Origin of the sequence: Ancylobacter sp. (assembly GCF_965279025.1) — a bacterium.
In the GTDB taxonomy this organism is placed as follows: Bacteria; Pseudomonadota; Alphaproteobacteria; order Rhizobiales; family Xanthobacteraceae; genus Ancylobacter.
Genome location: NZ_OZ257132.1, coordinates 1,195,032 through 1,211,590 on the forward strand (window position 1 = coordinate 1,195,032; position 16,559 = coordinate 1,211,590).

Here is a 16,559-nt window from a genome sequence, read left to right on the forward strand (position 1 = left end):
TTCGCATATCCATCGGTGCCGGGAGACGGGGCGCGCTCATGCCGTCGCCGTCTATTCCGCCGGCGCCACCACGGCGTGGAACGCGTCCGCGACCCGCTCATAGACGGGGCGCTTGAAGGGGACGATCAATTCCGGTGTCCGCTCCAGCCGCTCCCAGCGCCAGCCGATGAATTCCGGCTTGTGATGGCCCCCGCCCGGATGGCGAACGTCGATCTCGTCATCCGTGCCGGTGAAACGCAGCGCGATCCATTTCTGCTTCTGCCCGCGATAGCGTCCCTTCCAGGCCTTGCGAGCGATGGGCTCCGGCAGGTCGTAGGCGAACCAGTCGGGTGCGACAGCCAGCGTCTCGACGGAGGAAACGTTGGTCTCCTCATAGAGTTCGCGCAGCGCCGCTTCCTCGGGGCTCTCGCCCTCGTCGATGCCGCCCTGCGGCATCTGCCACGCGTGCTGGGCATCGACCTTTTCCGGCCCGCCGAGGCGCTGGCCGAGAAAGACAAGCCCGGCGCGATTGACGAGCACCACCCCGACGCAGGGGCGATAGGGAAGCTGGTCGAAAGGGATCATGAAGCACCGGGGTCTGGAACGCACGCGCCGGCAGGATCATAGGCGAGGCGGACGCCCGCGCGTAGGGGCCGCGCGCCGCCGCTTCGTCACGGGGTTAACGCCGCCCCGCTGTCCGCGCCGGTGAAATGCGCGGCGTCGGCGGTGTCGAGAGGGCCGGGCCGCGACATCACTTCGCTTCGCCCGGTCGCGCCGTCGAACACGGTGATGCTGTCGCCGTCATCGGCACCGAGGCTCGGGCGCAGCGTCGGCATGTCGCCGGCGATGCCGATCATCGGGAAGCCATCGTCGCCATGGGCGAAGGGAGCGGCCTGCGACGCCAGCGGCGCGCTGTCGCGGAAGGCATAGGCGGTGACGGCGAGGCTGACGATCGCCAGCGCGGCGACGCCGAAGATGCCGACCGCCGCGTAATGACAGGCGCTGTCGCGGCCGGCATCCTCGCCGGGCAGCGTCTCCGTCGACGACATCGTTCCCGACGAGCGGGCATGCGGGAGGCGGAGGGGACGCACTCTGTTCATGGCTGCCTTTGTCGCCGCCGACCAAGGCAGGATCGCGGCAGAATCGGGCGGACGCGGCGGCAGCGCAAAAAAGCGAAGGCCCGCTCTCGGCGAGAGCGGGCCTCAGGGGGGCGATCACGGCGCGGCGAGGCGCGCGCCGGGTCGCGGTCAGTTCGGGACGGCGGCCTTGGGGTCGGCCGGGTAGGCGGCGTTCTTCTGCACGCCCTCGATCAGGTCGATCGCCAGCTTGAGCTGGGTGTCGTCCTTGGGCTCCGGCGGCACATAGGCCGGCGAGCCGGTCTGCTCGTCCTCGCCGTTCTTCAGGTGGCCCTTGAGCGAGGCCTCGCCGCGCGTGGTCTCGACACCGGCAGCCTCGGCCTTCTCCTTCACATCCTGCGGCACGTCCTGCACCAGCTCGATGTCCGGCTGGATACCCTTGGCCTGGATCGAGCGGCCCGACGGCGTGTAGTAGCGCGCGGTGGTCAGCTTGATCGCGGCATTGCCGGAAACCGGGATGACCGTCTGCACCGAGCCCTTGCCGAAGGACAGCGAGCCGAGCACCGTGGCGCGCTTGTGGTCCTGCAGGGCGCCGGCGACGATTTCCGAGGCCGAGGCTGAGCCGCCATTGACCAGCACGATGATCGGCTTGCCCTTGGCGAGGTCGCCGGGCCGCGCATTGCGCCGCTCGGTCTGCTCGGGGTCGCGGCCGCGGGTGGAGACGATTTCGCCGCGGTCGAGGAAGGTGTCGGAGACGTCGATCGCCTGGTCGAGCAGCCCGCCCGGATTATTGCGCAGGTCGATGATGAAGCCCTTGAGCTTGTCCTCGCCGATCTGCTTGGTGAGGTCGGCAACCGCCTTCTTCAGGCCTTCGCCAGTCTGCTCGCTGAAGGAGGTGATGCGGATATAGCCGATGTCTCCGTTCTCGACACGGGCACGCACCGACTTGATGTTGATGATGTCGCGGGTGATCGACAGCTCGATCGGCTTGTCCGCGCCCTTGCGGACGATGGTGAGCTTGATCGGGGTGTTCACGGCGCCGCGCATCTTTTCGACGGCCTGGTTCAGGGTCATGCCCTTCACCTCGTCGCCGTCGAGCTTGGCGATGAGATCGCCCGCCTGCACGCCCGCCTTGGCCGCCGGGGTGTCGTCGATCGGGGCGACGACCTTGACCAGCCCGTCCTCCATCGTCACCTCGATGCCGAGCCCGCCGAACTGGCCGCGGGTCTGCACCTGCATGTCGCGGAAATCCTTCGCGTCCATGTAGGTCGAGTGCGGATCGAGCGAGGACAGCATGCCGTTGATGGCGGCTTCGACCAGCTTCGAATCTTCCGGCTTCTCGACATAGTCGGCGCGTACGCGCTCGAACACGTCGCCGAACAGGTTGAGCTGGCGGTAGGTATCCGAGGCGGCGGCCATCGCCTGGGTCGGCTGCAGCAGCAGCCGCGGCTGGGTGGCACCGACCGCGATCAAGGCGCCGGCCGCCGCACCGAAGAGAAATACTGACGTCCTGCGCATCATCCGCGTACCTTCTCGCTTTCGCTCGTCGCCCACCATGGCGTTGGATCGATCGAGTTACCATCCTTCCGGAACTCGACGTAGAGAATGGGTTGGGCGGTTCCAAGGCCGGCCGACGACACGAGCTGGGGACCACGCCCCATCACTCCCACCGGCTCGCCCGACAGCACGAACTGACCCAATTCCACAGTGATCTTATCCATTCCGGCCAGCAGGATATGATACCCGCCGCCGGCATTGATAATTAACAGTTGTCCATATGAGCGGAAAGGCCCGGCATACACCACCCAGCCATCGCTCGGTGAGGCCACCTGCGCCTCGACGCGGGTGGCGAGCGACAGGCCCTTTTCCTGCCCGCCATAGCCGTCATCGGCGCCGAAGGCCTTCAGCGAAGCGCCGCCGACCGGCAACCGCAGCAACCCCTTCGCGTCCTCGAACGGCACCCCGGGCGCCAGCCGTCCCGGGTTCTGCAGCGCCGCCAGACGGTCGGCCGGCCCGCCACCGGCCCCTTGCCCCGCCTCGGTTTGCGCCGCATCCTGGGCGGCCTTGCGGGTGGCCGAGACCTCGGTCTCCATCCGCTCCATCAACTCACGCACATTGCCCGCCTCGGCGGCGAGCGCGGCGGCGCGGGTCTTCTCCTCGGTCAGGGCCGCCTCGCCCTCCTGCAGCGACTTCTTCTTCTCGTCGATGAGGGCGGCCGTGCGCGCCCGCTCATCGGCAAGGGAGAGTTTCAATTCTGCGAGAGCGTCGCGTTCGCGGGCGCTGTCCTGCCGCACGCGCTCCTGCGCGGCGAGCTCGCTGGCCAGCAGGTCGGTCTCCGCCTTCAGTTCTGGCAGCACGGCGCCGAGCAGCATGGCGGAGCGGATCGACTGCAGCGCGTCGTCGGGGCGCACCATCAGTGCGGGCGGCGGCCGGCGACCCAGCCGCACCAGCCCCCCCAGCACCTCGGCCAGCACCGCCCGGCGGGCGTCGAGCGATTCCTTGATGTCGGCCGCCTCGCGGCTGAGCTGCAGCAGGCGCTGCTCGCTGGTGTCGAGCTTGGCCTCGGTGTCGCGCACCCGTATCGCGGTATCGAGCAAGGCCTCGTTCAGCTTGGCCCGGTCGCCCTCCAGCGCCGCCATCTCCGTGGCAAGGCGGGTCTGCGCGGCGGTGGAATCCTTCAGCTCGGCGTCGAGCCGCTCGATCCGTTGCTGCTGTTCCTGCGAGGGCGGCGGTGGCGATTGGGCGAGCGACGGCGCCACCCATAGCCCCAACCCCAGCGCACAGGCGCGCCAACCCGCCGCGCGAAGCGGATGAGGCGCGGGGGGCGAAGCGGTGCGGCGCACGGGCATCGGAGTAGGAAGGGCCGGCATGGTTAAGGTGAGGTTAGCGCGCCGGCGCCCGTTCAGGCCTTGTGGTAGGGATGGCCTGCGAGGATCGTCGTCGCGCGGTAGATCTGCTCGGCCATCATGACGCGGACCAGCTGGTGGGGAAAGGTGGCGCGGCCGAAGGCGATCATCCGGTCGGCGCGCCCGCGCACCGCCTCGCTCAGCCCGTCGGCGCCGCCGATCACGAAAACGAGGTGGCGCGCGCCGCGGTCGCGCAGGGCGGCGAGATCGGCGGCAATCTGCTCAGAACTCATCTCCAGCCCGCGCGGATCGAGCGCCATGACGGCACCGGCCTCCGGCAGGGCGGCGATCAGCGCGGCGCCCTCCTCCGCCATGCGGTCCTCGGGGCGCCGTGCCGGGCTTTCGGCGATCTCGGTCACATCAGGCCCGGAAAGGCCGAGCGAGCGGCCGCCCTTGCCGGCGCGGTCGAGATAGCGCGCGCACAATTCTCTCTCGGGCCCGGCCTTCAGCCGGCCCACGGCGAGAAGCAGCAGGCGCAAGGCGCGCTCAGCCGCGCGTCAAATTCGCCGGACCGCCGGGAATGGCGGCCGACCACATCTTCTCGATGTTGTAGAACCCGCGCACTTCCGGCTGGAAGACATGGACGATGACGTCGCTCGCATCGATCAGCACCCAGTCGCAGGCCGGAAAGCCCTCGACCCGCACGCCCTTGACGCCACGCGCCTTGAGCGCCTCGACGAGGTGCTCGGCAATGGCGCCGACATGGCGCTGGGCGCGGCCGGAAGCGACGACCATGTAATCGGCGATGGTCGTCTTGCCGCGCAGTTCGATGGACACGACGTCCTCGGCCTGGTCATCATCGAGACGGGCGAGAACGAGGGCAAGAATCTCCTCGGCGTCGAAGCGCGCGTCAGAGACAGGTGCAGTCGCCGGGCTGGTGTCGGCCGCTGCAAGCGCCATGATGGACAGGGGTCCTGATCCTCTCGTCGAAACCGCATCGCCCCCGGCGGACCTCCCGCCCCGGACATGCCCCCTTAGGATAGTGCGGATGGGGCCGTTCTTCAACCGGGGGGTTCAGACACAAGAGCGGGCAAGGCGAGTTCGCCCCCCATATGCGCGCGCAACAGGGCGGCCGCTTCGGCGTGGGGCGCCTCGAGAATCGCATCGTAGAAGCCGATCGCCGCGGCGCAATACGCCGCCGCTTCCGCACGCTTGGGCTCGCCTTCGCCCAGCAGGGCGACCTGTTTCGGCGTATACGTGCCGCGCATCCGCGCAAGGGCGTCCGCGATCAGCGGTGCCACCGCCTCCTTGTCCGGCGCCGGGCGCAGGTCTTTCTCCGCGACGACACGCCAGCCGATGTCGCGGTAGCGGTCGAGAATGTCGGGATCGAAGTCGTACTGCGTGCGAAACACCGCGCCCCCCTTGAAGCCGAAGCGGGCACATCGGTAGGCGTCCTCCGCGCGCAGCAGGTTGAGTTCCTCAACAAACAGGCGGCCAAGATCGACGACGGAGTCATCGTCACCGGAAGCCTTTATGTTGCGGATGATCGCGCGGTATTCCCAATAATCTAGCGTTGCCATCAACTCGTCATCGGTCACGCCGTCGAGGTAATCCTTGTAATAATCATCGACGGCATCATCGAACGCCTCCGGCTGGGCGTCCTTCTGCCAGGCGAGAACGGCGCTTTCATTGACCATATCGGAAGCGAATGCCTCCTTGCTCGCCTTCGCCCCGAAGCCCGACGCTGCGAATTGCGAACCGTCAGACACGTCCGTCACCACCTTTGCGTCCCGCAGTTCCTTGAGATCGGGCGTCCACAAATCGCTGTTGGAAGTGGCCAGCGCCTTGTCGATAAAGGCCTTGTCAAAGCCGGACCGGACCAGAAGCGCCCTTTGGCTTTCGTTGGCGGCCGCCGCGTCGAAGCTGGAGAAGCCCGGCGCCGCCGCCGCATGGAAGCCCAGCTTTGCGTTCGGCGCGATCCAGCGCTCCGCTCCTCCCGCGAAGGCGATGGTGCAGGCCGACGCGCACATGCCGGAGACATAGGTCGTCAGCCCGGCGTCGCGGATCACCTCGTTCAGCTTCAACCCTTCGCCGAGCCGGCCACCGGTGCTGTTCAGGTGTATCGTGTCAATCCGTGGTGATGCCTTCAAAAGCGTCAGCAACTCGTCGGTCAGGCCGTATTTGATACCGCCCGTGATCTCGACCTCGGTACCATCGCGCATGATCCGCAGTCCGTAATCGGGAATACGCGGATCACCTTGAAAGGCCATCCGGTATGTTTCCTTGAACTGCGGGATCGCGATATCGATAACCGAGACAAGGGACCAGAATGTGCCGAGGACGATGGTGAGCTTGGCGATGCCGGCCCAGATCGGCTTTTTGCCGATGGCTACTCGCGCCGCGATATTCCGATTGGCCGAGCGCCATACGCCAACATATTGCCATACCGTGATCAGCCCCAATGAAACCCAGAGAAATGCGATGGACCAAAATATATTACTCGGTCGATAAATACTATCGAGCAATTGAACAATGACTACTGCTACTGTTATAATAAATATAGGTATAGCACTCAACAGTCCGACAACCCAGTAGGACACGCCAAGGGAGTAGCATCCCCTCCAGTGGTTGGAAAATACGTTCCAGCTTTTGGTCGGCCCCGCGGCAACGGGCGGCACGCTCGGCAGCGCGGGAGCGCCGTCTTCAACAGCAAGGATCGGCGGAGCGGCGTCTGCGGCCTGCCCCGGCTCCATCGACTCCGACACGGTCGGCTTCGGCGCCGGGACCTTTGCCTGCTTGCGGGCACGCCTCAGCTCGTTGAGCGACAATAATATGAGGCAAAGACCCTGCGGCAGCGCGTAAAGAGCGATGCCATCTTCAAATCCACCCTGATAGACCGATGATCTTGCTAACAGGACGATGAGGCACGAAAGCAAGACGGCGAGATATTTTTGCAGAAACACGCGCAGACAAAGCAGCGCCGCCCATGTCAAAAGCAGCGAGGCGAACAGAGAGCCCGCCACATAACCCACGAGATCAGCCGTCATTGGTACACCCCACCCGCAGCGGTAGAATGCCATGGGAGGCAGCCAAATGCCACCGGACGGCGCGGCCGGGCGATGTGCAACCCGCGCGCCCATGGGCCATCTCGACACGCTCGCCGGTCGGGCGCCAAGGCTTGTCGGATGGCGCCGGCGGTTCAGCGGGCCGGTCGATCCCTGCGGCGGGCACCAGCGCCGCCACCTTTTCAGGCCCCAAGCGCGCCTTGCCTTGCCTCACCCTGCGGTGGCATCGTCGCCGTTCACCGGACGGGGATGCAATGAATCGACTGGTTGCTTTTTTCGCCCCCGCCACGGCCGCGCTCGCCCTCGCCGCGCTGCTTTCCGGGCCCGCCCTTGCCCAGCCCGCCGCCTCCGACCCCGACGCCCTCATCATCCAGGCGGGCAGCATGGCCGAGCTCACCGCCAAATGGTGCCCGGCGAACCCGAAGGTGGAGCACATCGTGGTGCTTCCCGCCGCGCTGTTCGTCGACAGCGAACAGTTGATCTGCGACGGCAATCCCTACAAGCTCTATCGGCTGATCGAGCATGACGACCCCGACGATTTCGAGTATTTCCTCGATCCGCCGTTCACCAACACGATCCGCCTCGGCTGCGACGGCAAGGCCGGCCGCACCATGAAGACCGTGGCGCTGAACTGCCGGCCCCTGCACCCGACGCGGTAGGGCGCCACCATTCAGTGTTAGACGGCGATGTACCGATCGGATTGGTCTAACCTGATCGGATCGCGGGCTGAAGCCGGCGTCCCTCACGCGGATGAACCCCATGCCCGGCCTGCCCACCCGCCGCCATCTGCTGAAGGGTCTGGCCCTCGCCGGAGCGAGCCTCGCGCCCGTGCCGCTCCTGCCGGGCGCCGCACGCGCGCAGGGGTTCACGACCGGATTCGTCGCCATCGGCCCCTGGCTCGACTGGGGGTGGAACCAGTCCTTCGCCACGGCGGCGCAGGCGCTGCGGGCGTCGGGCGTCAACGCGCTGGAGGCCGGCTATCTCCCCGAGAGCACCGACTATGACAGCGGCCGCGACGATGCGCAGACCCGCGCCTATGCGCAGGCGCTCGACGCGCTGGTGGCAGAGGGGGCGCGGCTGGTGTTCTCCACTTCCTTTGGCCACGACCCGTTCCTGGTGGCGGCAGCGCAGAGGCACCCCGAGGTGATGTTCCGGCAGGCCTCCGCGCTGGCGATTGACGCCACGCCCGCCAATCTCGGCAGCCAGAACGCGCTCATCAACCAGGGCCATTATGTCAACGGCGTCGCCGCCGGGCTATGCACCGCCACCGACACGCTCGGCTTCGTCGCCGGCCTGCCCTTCGCGCCGGTGCTGCTCAACGTGAACTCGTTCCTGCTCGGCGCGCGCTCCACCAACCCCAAGGCCAGCGTGCGGGTGCTGTTCACCGGCGGCTGGGAGGACGAGGTGCACGACGCGGCGGCCACCGATGCGCTTATCGACGCCGGCTGCGATGTCATCGCCTGCCATCTCGACGCGCCGCAAGTGGCCATCGCGACGGCGGAGAAGCGCGGCGTGAAGACCTGCGGCCACGCCTTCGACCAGAACCCTCTGGCGCCCAAGGGCTACATCACCGGCGCCGACTATCACTGGGCTGGCCTGTTCGAAGGCTTCGCGCAGGCGGTGGCGCGCGGGCAGGCGCTGCCGAAATTCGCCGTGGGCGGCTATGACACCGGGCTGGTGCGCTCCAGCCCCTTCGGCGCCGGCGCGACGCCGGAAGCGCGAAGCGCGGCGCTGCAGGCCATGGACCGGATGAAGCGCGGCGCGCCGATCTTCGTCGGGCCGATCAAGGATAATAAGGGCACGCGGGTGGTGCCGGCCGGAACCACCTACGGCCCCTATGCCGACGCGCTGCAGCGCACCGACTACCTGATCGAGGGCGTCGTCGGCTCGCTCGGCTGAGACACCGCTGCCCGGTGGCCGGACGGGTCCGCCTCCCGTATCCGCGTCGAGGACAGCGGCGATTTCAGACCGTGCAGGAACACCCAGGCCGGCGGGCGCAAGGCGGCGAGCGCCGCCGCCTCGCTCTCCGGCCGGCGCCAGCGGGCCAGCGCGGCGGCGGCGGGGCTGGCCATGGCGGGGAAGGTGCAGCCGGGCCGGTCGATCACCGCGATCGGCACCAGCGCCGCAATGTCGCGCCAGTGCTGCCAGCGGTGGAAGGAGGCGAGGTTGTCCGCCCCCATCAGCCAGACGAAATCGACGCGGGGAAAGCGCCGCACCAGCGCCGCTACCGTGTCGAAGCTGTAGCGGGTGCCCAGCCCCGCCTCCAGCCCGGTCGGCACCAGCGCGGGGTGGTTCGCCACCGCCCGCGCCCGCGCCAGGCGCGCGGGAAGCGGCGGCAGCGCGCGGTTGTCCTTCAAGGGGTTGCCGGGCGTCACCAGCCACCACACCTGGTCGAGCCGCAGCTTCTTCAGCGCCAGCAGGCTGGCGGCGCGGTGCGCCTCATGCGCCGGGTTGAAGCTGCCGCCATAGAGGCCGATGCGCATGCCCGGGGCGAGCGGGGGAATCCGCGCCTCGAAAGCGGCGCCTGCGCTCACGGGCGGATCTGGCCGGTGCCGCGCACCCGGTATTTGAACGAGGTGAGCTGCTCGGCGCCCACCGGCCCGCGCGCATGCATGCGCCCCGTGGCGATGCCGATCTCGCCGCCGAAGCCGAACTCGCCGCCATCGGCGAACTGGGTCGAGGCGTTATGCACCACGATGGCCGAATCGACCTCGTTGAGGAACCGCTCCGCCACGCCGGCATCCTCGGTGAGGATGGCGTCGGTGTGGTGCGAGCCATAGGTCTCGATATGGTCGATGGCGGCCCCTACCCCGTCCACCAGCTTCACCGAAATGACGGCGTCGAGATATTCGGTGCGCCAGTCCTCTTCGCTCGCCGGCGTCACCCGGGGGTCGGCGGCCTGGGCGGCGGCGTCGCCGCGCACCGCGCAACCCGCGTCGATGAGCATGGCAACGAGCGGGGCGAGCAGCCGGGCGGCGTCCGCGCGGTCGACCAGCAGCGTCTCGGCGGCGCCGCACACGCTGGTGCGGCGCAGCTTGGCGTTCTTCACGACCGCGAGCGATTTCTCGAGGTCGGCGGCCTTGTCGACATAGATGTGCACCAGGCCTTCCAGATGCGCGAACACCGGCACCCGCGCCTCGGCCTGCACCCGGGCGACCAGGCTCTTGCCGCCGCGCGGCACGATCACGTCGATATTGCCGCCGAGCCCGGCGAGCATCTCGCCCACCGCCGCGCGGTCGCGGGTCGGCACCAGCTGGATCGCGTCGGCGGGCAGGCCGGCGCTCACCAGCCCCTCCACCATGGCGGCATGAATGGCGCGCGAGGAATTGAAGCTGTCGGAGCCGCCGCGCAGGATCACTGCATTGCCGGCCTTCAGGCACAGGCTGCCGGCATCCGCCGTCACGTTCGGGCGGCTCTCATAGATCACCCCGACCACGCCGAGCGGGGTGCGCACGCGCTCCAGCCGCAGGCCGTTGGGCCGCTCCCAGCTTTCCGTCACCTTGCCGACCGGGTCGTCCAGCGCGGCGATTTCCTCCACCGCGCGGGCGGTGCCCTCCAGCCGCGCGGCGGTGAGGGTCAGCCGGTCGAGCATGGAGGCGCTGATGCCGGCGGCCTGCGCGGCCTCCACGTCCTGCGCATTGGCGGCGAGAATGGCGGCGGCCTGGGCGCGAATGGCGGCGGCGGCGGCCATCAGCCCGTCGCGCTTGGCCGCGGCGGGGGCGAGCGCCAGCGCGCGGGCGGCAGAGCGGGCGCGGGCGCCGATCCCGGCCATCATGGCCGGCACGTCTTCCATTGCCCCGCCCGGGCCGCGCGGCGCCGGCGCGCCGAGACGGGTCTCGGTGGCGGGAACGGCGCGCAGCGACGAGGAGGCGGTCATGGCTTCACCCAGCTAGGTTCATCAAGGGGTCGTCAAACGGGCGCCCTGTCTAGCACAGGGGGCGGCGGCGACACCAAAACGAAATGGCGATCGGCGCCCATCTTTACCATATCGCGCCGCCAAGCCTTGTCATTTGCCGTCCAACGTCCGATGTCACGGCGACCGCCTGTCCGCAGGTCCGCATCCGCGAGGAGACCGGAGCCCTTGTTTCGCGCCTTCGACATCGCCTGGGACGCCTTCTGGCGCTTCGTCGAGGATGATGGCTGGGCCATTGCCAGCCACATCGCGCTGTCGGCGCTGATGTCGCTGTTCCCCTTCCTCATCTTCGTCACCGCCCTGGCGGCGTTCTTCGATTTCAAGAACCTCGCCGACGAGACGGTGCAGCTCATGCTGGAAGCCTGGCCGGCGCAGGTGGCCGACCCCATCGGCCGCGAAATCCGCAACGTGCTCACCCAGGTGCGCACCGATGTGCTGACCATCGGTGTCGTACTGGCCATCTACTTCTCGTCGAACGGCATCGAGAGCCTGCGCATCGGCCTCAACCGCGCCTATGGCATGCGCGAGCCGCGTTCCTGGTACTGGCTGCGGCTCGAATCCATCGGCTATGTCGTGGTCGGGGCGGCCGGGCTGCTGGCGCTGTCCTTCCTCGTGGTGCTCGGCCCGGTGCTGTGGCTGGCGGCGGTGCGCTACGTGCCGGCGCTGGAGCCGTTCGGCTGGGTCATCACCTTCCTGCGCTATGCCGCGACCTCGGCCATCCTGGTGGTGGCGCTGGTGGTCGCGCATATGTGGCTGCCGGCCGGCCGCCGCACCATGACCGAGGTGGCGCCCGGCATCCTGGTGACGCTGGCGCTCTGGCTTGCCGCCGGCGCCGCCTTCGGCCGCTACCTCGCTGAATTCGCCAACAACTACGTCACCACCTATGCTGGCCTCGCCTCGGTGATGATCGCGCTGGTCTTCCTCTACACCACCGCCTCCATCTTCGTGTATGGCGGCGAACTCAACGCCGCCATCCGCCGCGCGCGAGAAGGCCGCCTCTAGGCGCCCGCCCCCGGTTTGAGGGGAACCTCCCCACCCTCCCGCCGCTTGACCAAGGTCAAGGCACGCCGGTGCGATCCGGGTGCCCAATGGCGCCGTGGAGTTGAGAAGGAGGCTTGCATGAGCACCAGCTACGACAAGATCAGGATCGAGGAGGGCGCGTGGGTCCTCGTGTGCGACGGCCGCAAGGCGCTGGTCCTGTGCAACAAGGGAGACGCCACCTTCCCCAATCTGCGCACCCACGAGGTGCATGAGCAGGACAATCCGCCCACCCGCGAACAGGGCACCGACGCCCCCGGCCGCGTGCATGCCTCCGTCGGCACGGCGCGCTCCTCGGTGGAGCCGACCGACTGGCAGGAAGAGGGCGAGCGCGCCTTCATGCGCGAGATCGCCGGCCGGCTCGATGCCGCCGTCACCGCCGGCGAGGTCAAGTCGCTGGTCATCGTCGCCGCCCCGCGCGCACTCGGCGCGCTGCGCCCGCATCTCACCAAGGGCGTGCAGGAAATCGTCGCCTCGGAGGTCGACCGCGACATGGTCAAGCTGCCGATCCACGAGATCGAGAAGCATCTGGCGGCCTGAGCCGCCGCCACCCCGCGCTGGAGATCGCCCAATGCCGGCGCCGATTTCCTCAGCGGTAAAAGCGGACTACCCTGCCCCGCCGCCGGCATTCCCCGGCGGCGGGGCTTTGCGGTGGGCGCGCGGGGGCGGGCATGTGGGATTTCTCGATCGCGACCACGCTCGCGCTGGTTCTGCGCACCTGGCCCTTCGTGCTGCTGCGCCTCGTCGTCTACACCGCCATTGCCGGCGGCTTCGGGCTAGGCGTCGGGGTGGGCGCCGGCTGCGGCTTCGCCATCGGCCACGCTTTTGCTGGCGATGGCCCGCTCATCGGGGCAATGGTCGGCGCCTTCGGCGGCCTCGGCCTCGCCTGCGGCGTATTGTGGTGGGTGCAGCAATATCTGGTCTATCTTGTCAAGGCCGGCCATGTCGCGGCGATGGACGCGCTGCTGCAGGGCCGGGACCTTCCCGGCGGGCGGGCGCAGATCGACTATGCCCTCGCCACGGTGAAGGCGCGCTTCGTCGAGGTGAACCTGCTCTTCGCCCTTGACCTGCTCATCCGCGGCGCGGTGCGGGCGCTGATCGGCCTGCTCAACCTGCTCACCGCGTGGATACCGGGCTTCCGCACGCTGAGCGCCGCGCTCGATGCCGTGCTGAAGGTGGCGCTCGGCCTGGTCGACGAGGTCATCCTCGCCGTCATCATCCGGCGCGGCGGCGAATCCCCGGCGGAGGCGGCGCGGGACGGACTGGTGCTCTACGCCCAGAATGCCGGTCCGCTGCTGCGCAACGCGGTCTTCATCGCGCTGTTCGAATATGGCACGGCGGCGCTCCTCTTCCTGTTTCTGCTTGGCCCCGCCATCGGCCTCGCTTATGCGCTTCCCGGCCCGCTCGCGGCCTTCGGCGTTGTCTTCGCCTTCATCGTCGCCTGGGCGCTGAAGGCGGCGCTGATCGAACCGCTGTCGATCGCCGCGCTTCTCCAGGCCTATCACCGCGTCACTGCCGGCCAGCGGCCGGATCCGGAATGGACCGCCCGGCTCGACGGTGCCTCCCGCGCCTTTCGCGAGCTTGCCGCCACGGCACCGACGCCCCGCGCGGCAAATCCGCGCCCCGCCGGCCAGCCAGGGTGAACCGATGGCGCGCAGCCGCGTATTGACGATCAAGGGCGAGCCCCGCATAGCCGGAACCGCCGCCGGCACAGCGTCCTGAAGGAGCACCATGAAGACCCTGTCCTTCTTCCGCCTCGTCCTCGCCGTCGGCCTCTGCCTGGCGGTGGGCGCCGTCGGCTCGCTCGCCACCTCGCCAAAGATCCCGACCTGGTACGCGGCGCTGGCCAAGCCTTCCTGGACCCCGCCCGACGCGGCGTTCCCCATCGCCTGGACGATCCTCTACGTGCTGATGGCGGTGGCGCTCTGGCGGCTGTGGCAGCTGCACAACCCCTCGCCGCAGCGGCGCCTGGCAATCGGCCTGTGGTTCGCGCAGCTGGCGCTCAACGCCCTCTGGTCGCCCATCTTCTTCGGGCTGGAGGCGCCGGGGGCGGCGCTTATCGTCGTGGTGGCGATGTGGGTGGCGATCGCCGCCACCATCTGGGCCTGCGCGCGGATCGACCGCATCGCGGCGGGCCTGCTGGTTCCCTATCTGGCGTGGGTGTCCTATGCCACCGCGCTGAATGCTGCCATTGTCGCCCTGAATTGAGCGGCCCTGAATGAACGTCCCCTCGGGCGCCGCCGGAGATTTCGATGGAACTCGTCACCATCGCCAAGTTCATCGTCCTGCCCATCGCGCTCGGCTCGGTGGCGCTTGTGCTGGTTCTCGGCCTCGCCAACATGGCGCGCGGCGGCTCGCCGCTGGTGTCGCAGAAGCTGATGCAGTGGCGCGTGCTGCTGCAGGCGGTGGCGCTGTGTTTCGTACTGCTCACCATCATCCTGATGAACCAGAGCTGAGGCGCCTTTCATGGTCGTGCTGAACCGCATCTACACCCGCACCGGCGACGACGGCACCACGGCGCTCGGCACCGGCGAGCGCCGCCCGAAATATGATCTGCGCGTCGCCGCCTATGGCACGGTGGACGAGACCAACGCCGTCATCGGCGTCGCCCGCCTCCACACCGCCGCCGCCCCGGCGCTGGCCGACATGGAGGCGATGCTGGCGCGCATCCAGAACGACCTGTTCGACCTCGGCGCCGACCTCGCCACGCCGGAGACCGGCGAGGACCTCGGCTATGAGCCGCTGCGCATCGTCGCCTCCCAGGTCGACCGGCTGGAGCGCGACATCGACACGCTCAATGCCGATTTGAAGCCGCTGCGCTCCTTCGTGCTGCCGGCCGGCACCCCGGCGGCGGCGCATCTGCATGTCGCCCGCACCGTCTGCCGCCGCGCCGAGCGGCTGGTGGTGGAACTCGCCGGCACGCTCGGCGAATTCGTCACCCCGGACGCCGTGAAATATCTCAACCGCCTGTCCGACCTGCTCTTCGTCATGAGCCGCGTGGCCAATCACCGCGCGGCGGCCGAGGCGGGGAGCGAACAGGCCGGCGGAGAGAACGCCGGCGACGTGCTCTGGGTCCCGGCGGCGGGGCGGGAGTGAGCGCAGCGGCGCCCCGCGTCTTCGGTACGCCGGACAGCGTCTATGTCCGCATTGTCCGGTTGGCGCTGATCGAGAAGGGTATCGACCACCATCTGGTGCCGGTCGATCCCTTTGCGCCGCAAGGTCTGCCGCCCGGTTATAGTGAGCGCCACCCCTTCGGGCGGATTCCGGCCTTCGAGCATGACGGCTTCCGTCTCTACGAAACCGGCGCCATCACCCGCTATGTTAATGAGGCCTTCGAGGGCCCTGCCCTTCTGCCCGACGAACTGAGGGCGCGGGCCCGCGCCAACCAGATCATCAGCCTCACCGATGCCTACGCCTACCATCCGCTGGTCTGGGGGGTCTATGTCGAGCGGGTGGAAAAGCCCGCGCAGGGCGCGCCGAGCGATGAGGCCCGCCTTGCCGCCGCGCTCGCCGAAGCGGGCCGCTGTCTCGCCGCCCTCGCGGCGCTCATGGATGGCGGGCCGTTCCTCGCCGGCACCCAGCCGAGCCTCGCCGATTTCTATCTCGCGCCGATGGTCTTCTATTTCCGCCAGGCGCCGGAAGGCGCGGCGCTGCTCGCCGCCTATCCGGGGCTCACGGACTGGTGGTCCCGCCTGGCGGCCCGCGCCTCCATGCGACAGCTCGGCCTCGCCGCCGGCTGAGCGTGCTTCTGGCGCCCCCGGATGGCGTTTTCACCCGCGACGCGGCAATGTGGTGCCGCGCCGCACCCCGCCCCTTCGAGTCCCCCCCCCATGCTCATCCCCTTCAACGACGACAACCCGCTGGAGGGCATCGCCCACGCCTATGTCACCTGGGCGCTGATCGCGGTGAACGTGCTGGTGTTCCTGCTGGTGCAGCATGGCTACCGCGCCGAGATCGACATCCCCGCAGTGTTCGGCTTCGGTGCCATTCCCGCCGTGGTGACGCATGCGGCCGTGCTGCCGGAGGAATATGTCCGCCTGCCCGCCGAGCTGACCCTCGTCACCTACATGTTCCTGCATGGCGGCTGGCTGCACCTCGCCGGCAACATGGCCTTCCTCTGGGTGTTCGGCGACAATGTCGAGGACGCGCTCGGCCATGCCCGCTTCCTGCTGTTCTATGTGCTCTGCGGCGTCGCCGGCGGCCTCGCCCATTCCCTCGCCGTGCCGGATTCGGCCTCGCCGCTGGTCGGCGCCTCGGCGGGGATTTCCGGGCTGGTCGGCGCCTATCTCATGCTGCACCCGAATGTGCGCATCTGGGTGCTGATGTTCCTGCGCGTGCCGCTGCGGGTGCCCGCCATCCTGCCGCTCGGCGCGTGGATCGGCTTCCAGCTGTGGAACCTGCTGATGTCCGGCGACGAGGAGACCGCGTGGTGGGCGCATGTCGCCGGGCTCGCCGCGGGCGCGGTGCTCATCGTGTTCCTGCGCCGGCCGGGGGTGCCGCTGTGGGTGATGACGCGCGACGGCACGCCGGAAGGGCGGCCGCCGGTGTAATCGAGCCCGGCGCACGCCGCAGTGAGCGTTGACAGTGCCGGGACCGAACCATAGTTTGCCGGCGCTTTTCGCAGGCTGCTCCCGCCCTCCAC

Annotated in this window: 19 protein-coding genes; 10 read left to right on the forward strand and 9 right to left on the reverse strand. The window is 68.8% G+C overall.

The window, feature by feature from the left end; all coding sequences use genetic code 11:
- Window positions 1-51: 51 nt before the first annotated feature.
- The 7 genes from ACQY76_RS05545 to ACQY76_RS05575 all read right to left on the reverse strand — a co-directional run bounded on the left by ACQY76_RS05545 (window position 52) and on the right by ACQY76_RS05575 (window position 6,948).
- Entirely contained in the window at window positions 52-564 is a 513-nt protein-coding gene (locus tag ACQY76_RS05545; protein ID WP_428031898.1) for an RNA pyrophosphohydrolase, read from the reverse strand.
- 86 nt (window positions 565-650) lie between these two features.
- Window positions 651-1,028, reverse strand: coding sequence for a hypothetical protein (locus tag ACQY76_RS05550; protein ID WP_428031899.1), 378 nt, complete (start codon window positions 1,026-1,028; stop codon window positions 651-653).
- Between the two features lie 198 nt (window positions 1,029-1,226).
- Window positions 1,227-2,576 carry a S41 family peptidase gene (locus ACQY76_RS05555; RefSeq protein WP_428031900.1) on the reverse strand — a complete coding sequence of 450 codons (1,350 nt, stop codon included), beginning with the start codon at window positions 2,574-2,576 and terminating at the stop codon, window positions 1,227-1,229.
- Complete coding sequence (locus tag ACQY76_RS05560) at window positions 2,573-3,814, reverse strand: murein hydrolase activator EnvC family protein (RefSeq protein WP_428031901.1); 1,242 nt, start codon at window positions 3,812-3,814, stop codon at window positions 2,573-2,575. Before ACQY76_RS05560 ends, ACQY76_RS05555 begins: the two co-directional genes overlap by 4 nt.
- 143 nt (window positions 3,815-3,957) lie before the next feature.
- Entirely contained in the window at window positions 3,958-4,440 is a 483-nt protein-coding gene (rlmH, locus tag ACQY76_RS05565) for a 23S rRNA (pseudouridine(1915)-N(3))-methyltransferase RlmH (RefSeq protein ID WP_428031902.1), read from the reverse strand.
- Window positions 4,441-4,447: 7 nt separating this feature from the next.
- A complete protein-coding gene (gene rsfS / locus ACQY76_RS05570) occupies window positions 4,448-4,861 on the reverse strand; it encodes a ribosome silencing factor (protein WP_428031903.1) in 414 nt (137 codons plus the stop codon).
- A gap of 101 nt (window positions 4,862-4,962) precedes the next feature.
- Window positions 4,963-6,948 (reverse strand): hypothetical protein, encoded by a 1,986-nt coding sequence (locus ACQY76_RS05575; RefSeq protein ID WP_428031904.1) that lies wholly within the window; start codon window positions 6,946-6,948, stop codon window positions 4,963-4,965.
- A gap of 272 nt (window positions 6,949-7,220) precedes the next feature.
- Between ACQY76_RS05575 and ACQY76_RS05580 the strand changes: the two genes are divergently transcribed.
- The gene (locus ACQY76_RS05580) at window positions 7,221-7,625 is read left to right on the forward strand and encodes a hypothetical protein (RefSeq protein WP_428031905.1); all 405 of its coding nucleotides are present in this window, start codon (window positions 7,221-7,223) and stop codon (window positions 7,623-7,625) included.
- 100 nt (window positions 7,626-7,725) lie between these two features.
- Window positions 7,726-8,865: a BMP family ABC transporter substrate-binding protein gene (locus ACQY76_RS05585; RefSeq protein ID WP_428031906.1), complete on the forward strand. Its 1,140-nt coding sequence runs from the start codon at window positions 7,726-7,728 to the stop codon at window positions 8,863-8,865.
- Here ACQY76_RS05585 and ACQY76_RS05590 read toward each other — a convergent pair.
- On the reverse strand, window positions 8,829-9,449 hold the full coding sequence (locus tag ACQY76_RS05590; protein ID WP_428032945.1) for a nicotinate-nucleotide adenylyltransferase: 621 nt from the start codon (window positions 9,447-9,449) through the stop codon (window positions 8,829-8,831). The two genes, ACQY76_RS05585 and ACQY76_RS05590, sit on opposite strands and share 37 nt — an antisense overlap.
- Window positions 9,450-9,496: 47 nt before the next feature.
- Complete coding sequence (locus ACQY76_RS05595; protein WP_428032946.1) at window positions 9,497-10,759, reverse strand: glutamate-5-semialdehyde dehydrogenase; 1,263 nt, start codon at window positions 10,757-10,759, stop codon at window positions 9,497-9,499.
- Between the two features lie 288 nt (window positions 10,760-11,047).
- Between ACQY76_RS05595 and ACQY76_RS05600 the strand changes: the two genes are divergently transcribed.
- The 8 genes from ACQY76_RS05600 (at window position 11,048) to ACQY76_RS05635 (ending at window position 16,467) form a co-directional block, all read left to right on the forward strand.
- Window positions 11,048-11,881, forward strand: coding sequence for a YihY/virulence factor BrkB family protein (locus ACQY76_RS05600; protein ID WP_428031907.1), 834 nt, complete (start codon window positions 11,048-11,050; stop codon window positions 11,879-11,881).
- A 117-nt stretch (window positions 11,882-11,998) separates the two neighbouring features.
- A complete protein-coding gene (locus ACQY76_RS05605) occupies window positions 11,999-12,457 on the forward strand; it encodes a host attachment protein (protein ID WP_428031908.1) in 459 nt (152 codons plus the stop codon).
- A 131-nt stretch (window positions 12,458-12,588) separates the two neighbouring features.
- On the forward strand, window positions 12,589-13,560 hold the full coding sequence (locus ACQY76_RS05610; RefSeq protein ID WP_428031909.1) for a hypothetical protein: 972 nt from the start codon (window positions 12,589-12,591) through the stop codon (window positions 13,558-13,560).
- Between the two features lie 88 nt (window positions 13,561-13,648).
- Entirely contained in the window at window positions 13,649-14,125 is a 477-nt protein-coding gene (locus tag ACQY76_RS05615) for a TspO/MBR family protein (RefSeq protein WP_428031910.1), read from the forward strand.
- A gap of 44 nt (window positions 14,126-14,169) precedes the next feature.
- Complete coding sequence (locus ACQY76_RS05620; protein ID WP_428031911.1) at window positions 14,170-14,373, forward strand: twin transmembrane helix small protein; 204 nt, start codon at window positions 14,170-14,172, stop codon at window positions 14,371-14,373.
- 10 nt (window positions 14,374-14,383) lie between these two features.
- Window positions 14,384-15,013 carry a cob(I)yrinic acid a,c-diamide adenosyltransferase gene (locus ACQY76_RS05625; RefSeq protein WP_428031912.1) on the forward strand — a complete coding sequence of 210 codons (630 nt, stop codon included), beginning with the start codon at window positions 14,384-14,386 and terminating at the stop codon, window positions 15,011-15,013.
- Window positions 15,010-15,657 (forward strand): glutathione S-transferase family protein, encoded by a 648-nt coding sequence (locus ACQY76_RS05630; RefSeq protein ID WP_428031913.1) that lies wholly within the window; start codon window positions 15,010-15,012, stop codon window positions 15,655-15,657. The genes ACQY76_RS05625 and ACQY76_RS05630 overlap by 4 nt, the downstream gene beginning before the upstream one ends.
- 90 nt (window positions 15,658-15,747) lie before the next feature.
- Window positions 15,748-16,467, forward strand: coding sequence for a rhomboid family intramembrane serine protease (locus ACQY76_RS05635; RefSeq protein WP_428031914.1), 720 nt, complete (start codon window positions 15,748-15,750; stop codon window positions 16,465-16,467).
- Window positions 16,468-16,559: the final 92 nt, after the last annotated feature.

What these genes read in the sequence shown, in the direction of transcription:
- ACQY76_RS05555 (WP_428031900.1), bottom strand. Translation starts at nt 2,576, where the DNA reads ATGATGCGCAGGACGTCAGTATTTCTCTTCGGTGCGGCGGCCGGCGCC.
- ACQY76_RS05615 (WP_428031910.1), top strand. Translation starts at nt 13,649, where the DNA reads ATGAAGACCCTGTCCTTCTTCCGCCTCGTCCTCGCCGTCGGCCTCTGC.
- ACQY76_RS05545 (WP_428031898.1), bottom strand. Translation starts at nt 564, where the DNA reads ATGATCCCTTTCGACCAGCTTCCCTATCGCCCCTGCGTCGGGGTGGTG.
- ACQY76_RS05635 (WP_428031914.1), top strand. Translation starts at nt 15,748, where the DNA reads ATGCTCATCCCCTTCAACGACGACAACCCGCTGGAGGGCATCGCCCAC.
- ACQY76_RS05625 (WP_428031912.1), top strand. Translation starts at nt 14,384, where the DNA reads ATGGTCGTGCTGAACCGCATCTACACCCGCACCGGCGACGACGGCACC.
- ACQY76_RS05595 (WP_428032946.1), bottom strand. Translation starts at nt 10,759, where the DNA reads ATGGAAGACGTGCCGGCCATGATGGCCGGGATCGGCGCCCGCGCCCGC.
- rsfS (WP_428031903.1), bottom strand. Translation starts at nt 4,861, where the DNA reads ATGGCGCTTGCAGCGGCCGACACCAGCCCGGCGACTGCACCTGTCTCT.
- ACQY76_RS05620 (WP_428031911.1), top strand. Translation starts at nt 14,170, where the DNA reads ATGGAACTCGTCACCATCGCCAAGTTCATCGTCCTGCCCATCGCGCTC.
- ACQY76_RS05605 (WP_428031908.1), top strand. Translation starts at nt 11,999, where the DNA reads ATGAGCACCAGCTACGACAAGATCAGGATCGAGGAGGGCGCGTGGGTC.
- ACQY76_RS05575 (WP_428031904.1), bottom strand. Translation starts at nt 6,948, where the DNA reads ATGACGGCTGATCTCGTGGGTTATGTGGCGGGCTCTCTGTTCGCCTCG.
- ACQY76_RS05550 (WP_428031899.1), bottom strand. Translation starts at nt 1,028, where the DNA reads ATGTCGTCGACGGAGACGCTGCCCGGCGAGGATGCCGGCCGCGACAGC.
- ACQY76_RS05610 (WP_428031909.1), top strand. Translation starts at nt 12,589, where the DNA reads ATGTGGGATTTCTCGATCGCGACCACGCTCGCGCTGGTTCTGCGCACC.
- ACQY76_RS05590 (WP_428032945.1), bottom strand. Translation starts at nt 9,449, where the DNA reads ATGCGCATCGGCCTCTATGGCGGCAGCTTCAACCCGGCGCATGAGGCG.
- ACQY76_RS05580 (WP_428031905.1), top strand. Translation starts at nt 7,221, where the DNA reads ATGAATCGACTGGTTGCTTTTTTCGCCCCCGCCACGGCCGCGCTCGCC.
- ACQY76_RS05585 (WP_428031906.1), top strand. Translation starts at nt 7,726, where the DNA reads ATGCCCGGCCTGCCCACCCGCCGCCATCTGCTGAAGGGTCTGGCCCTC.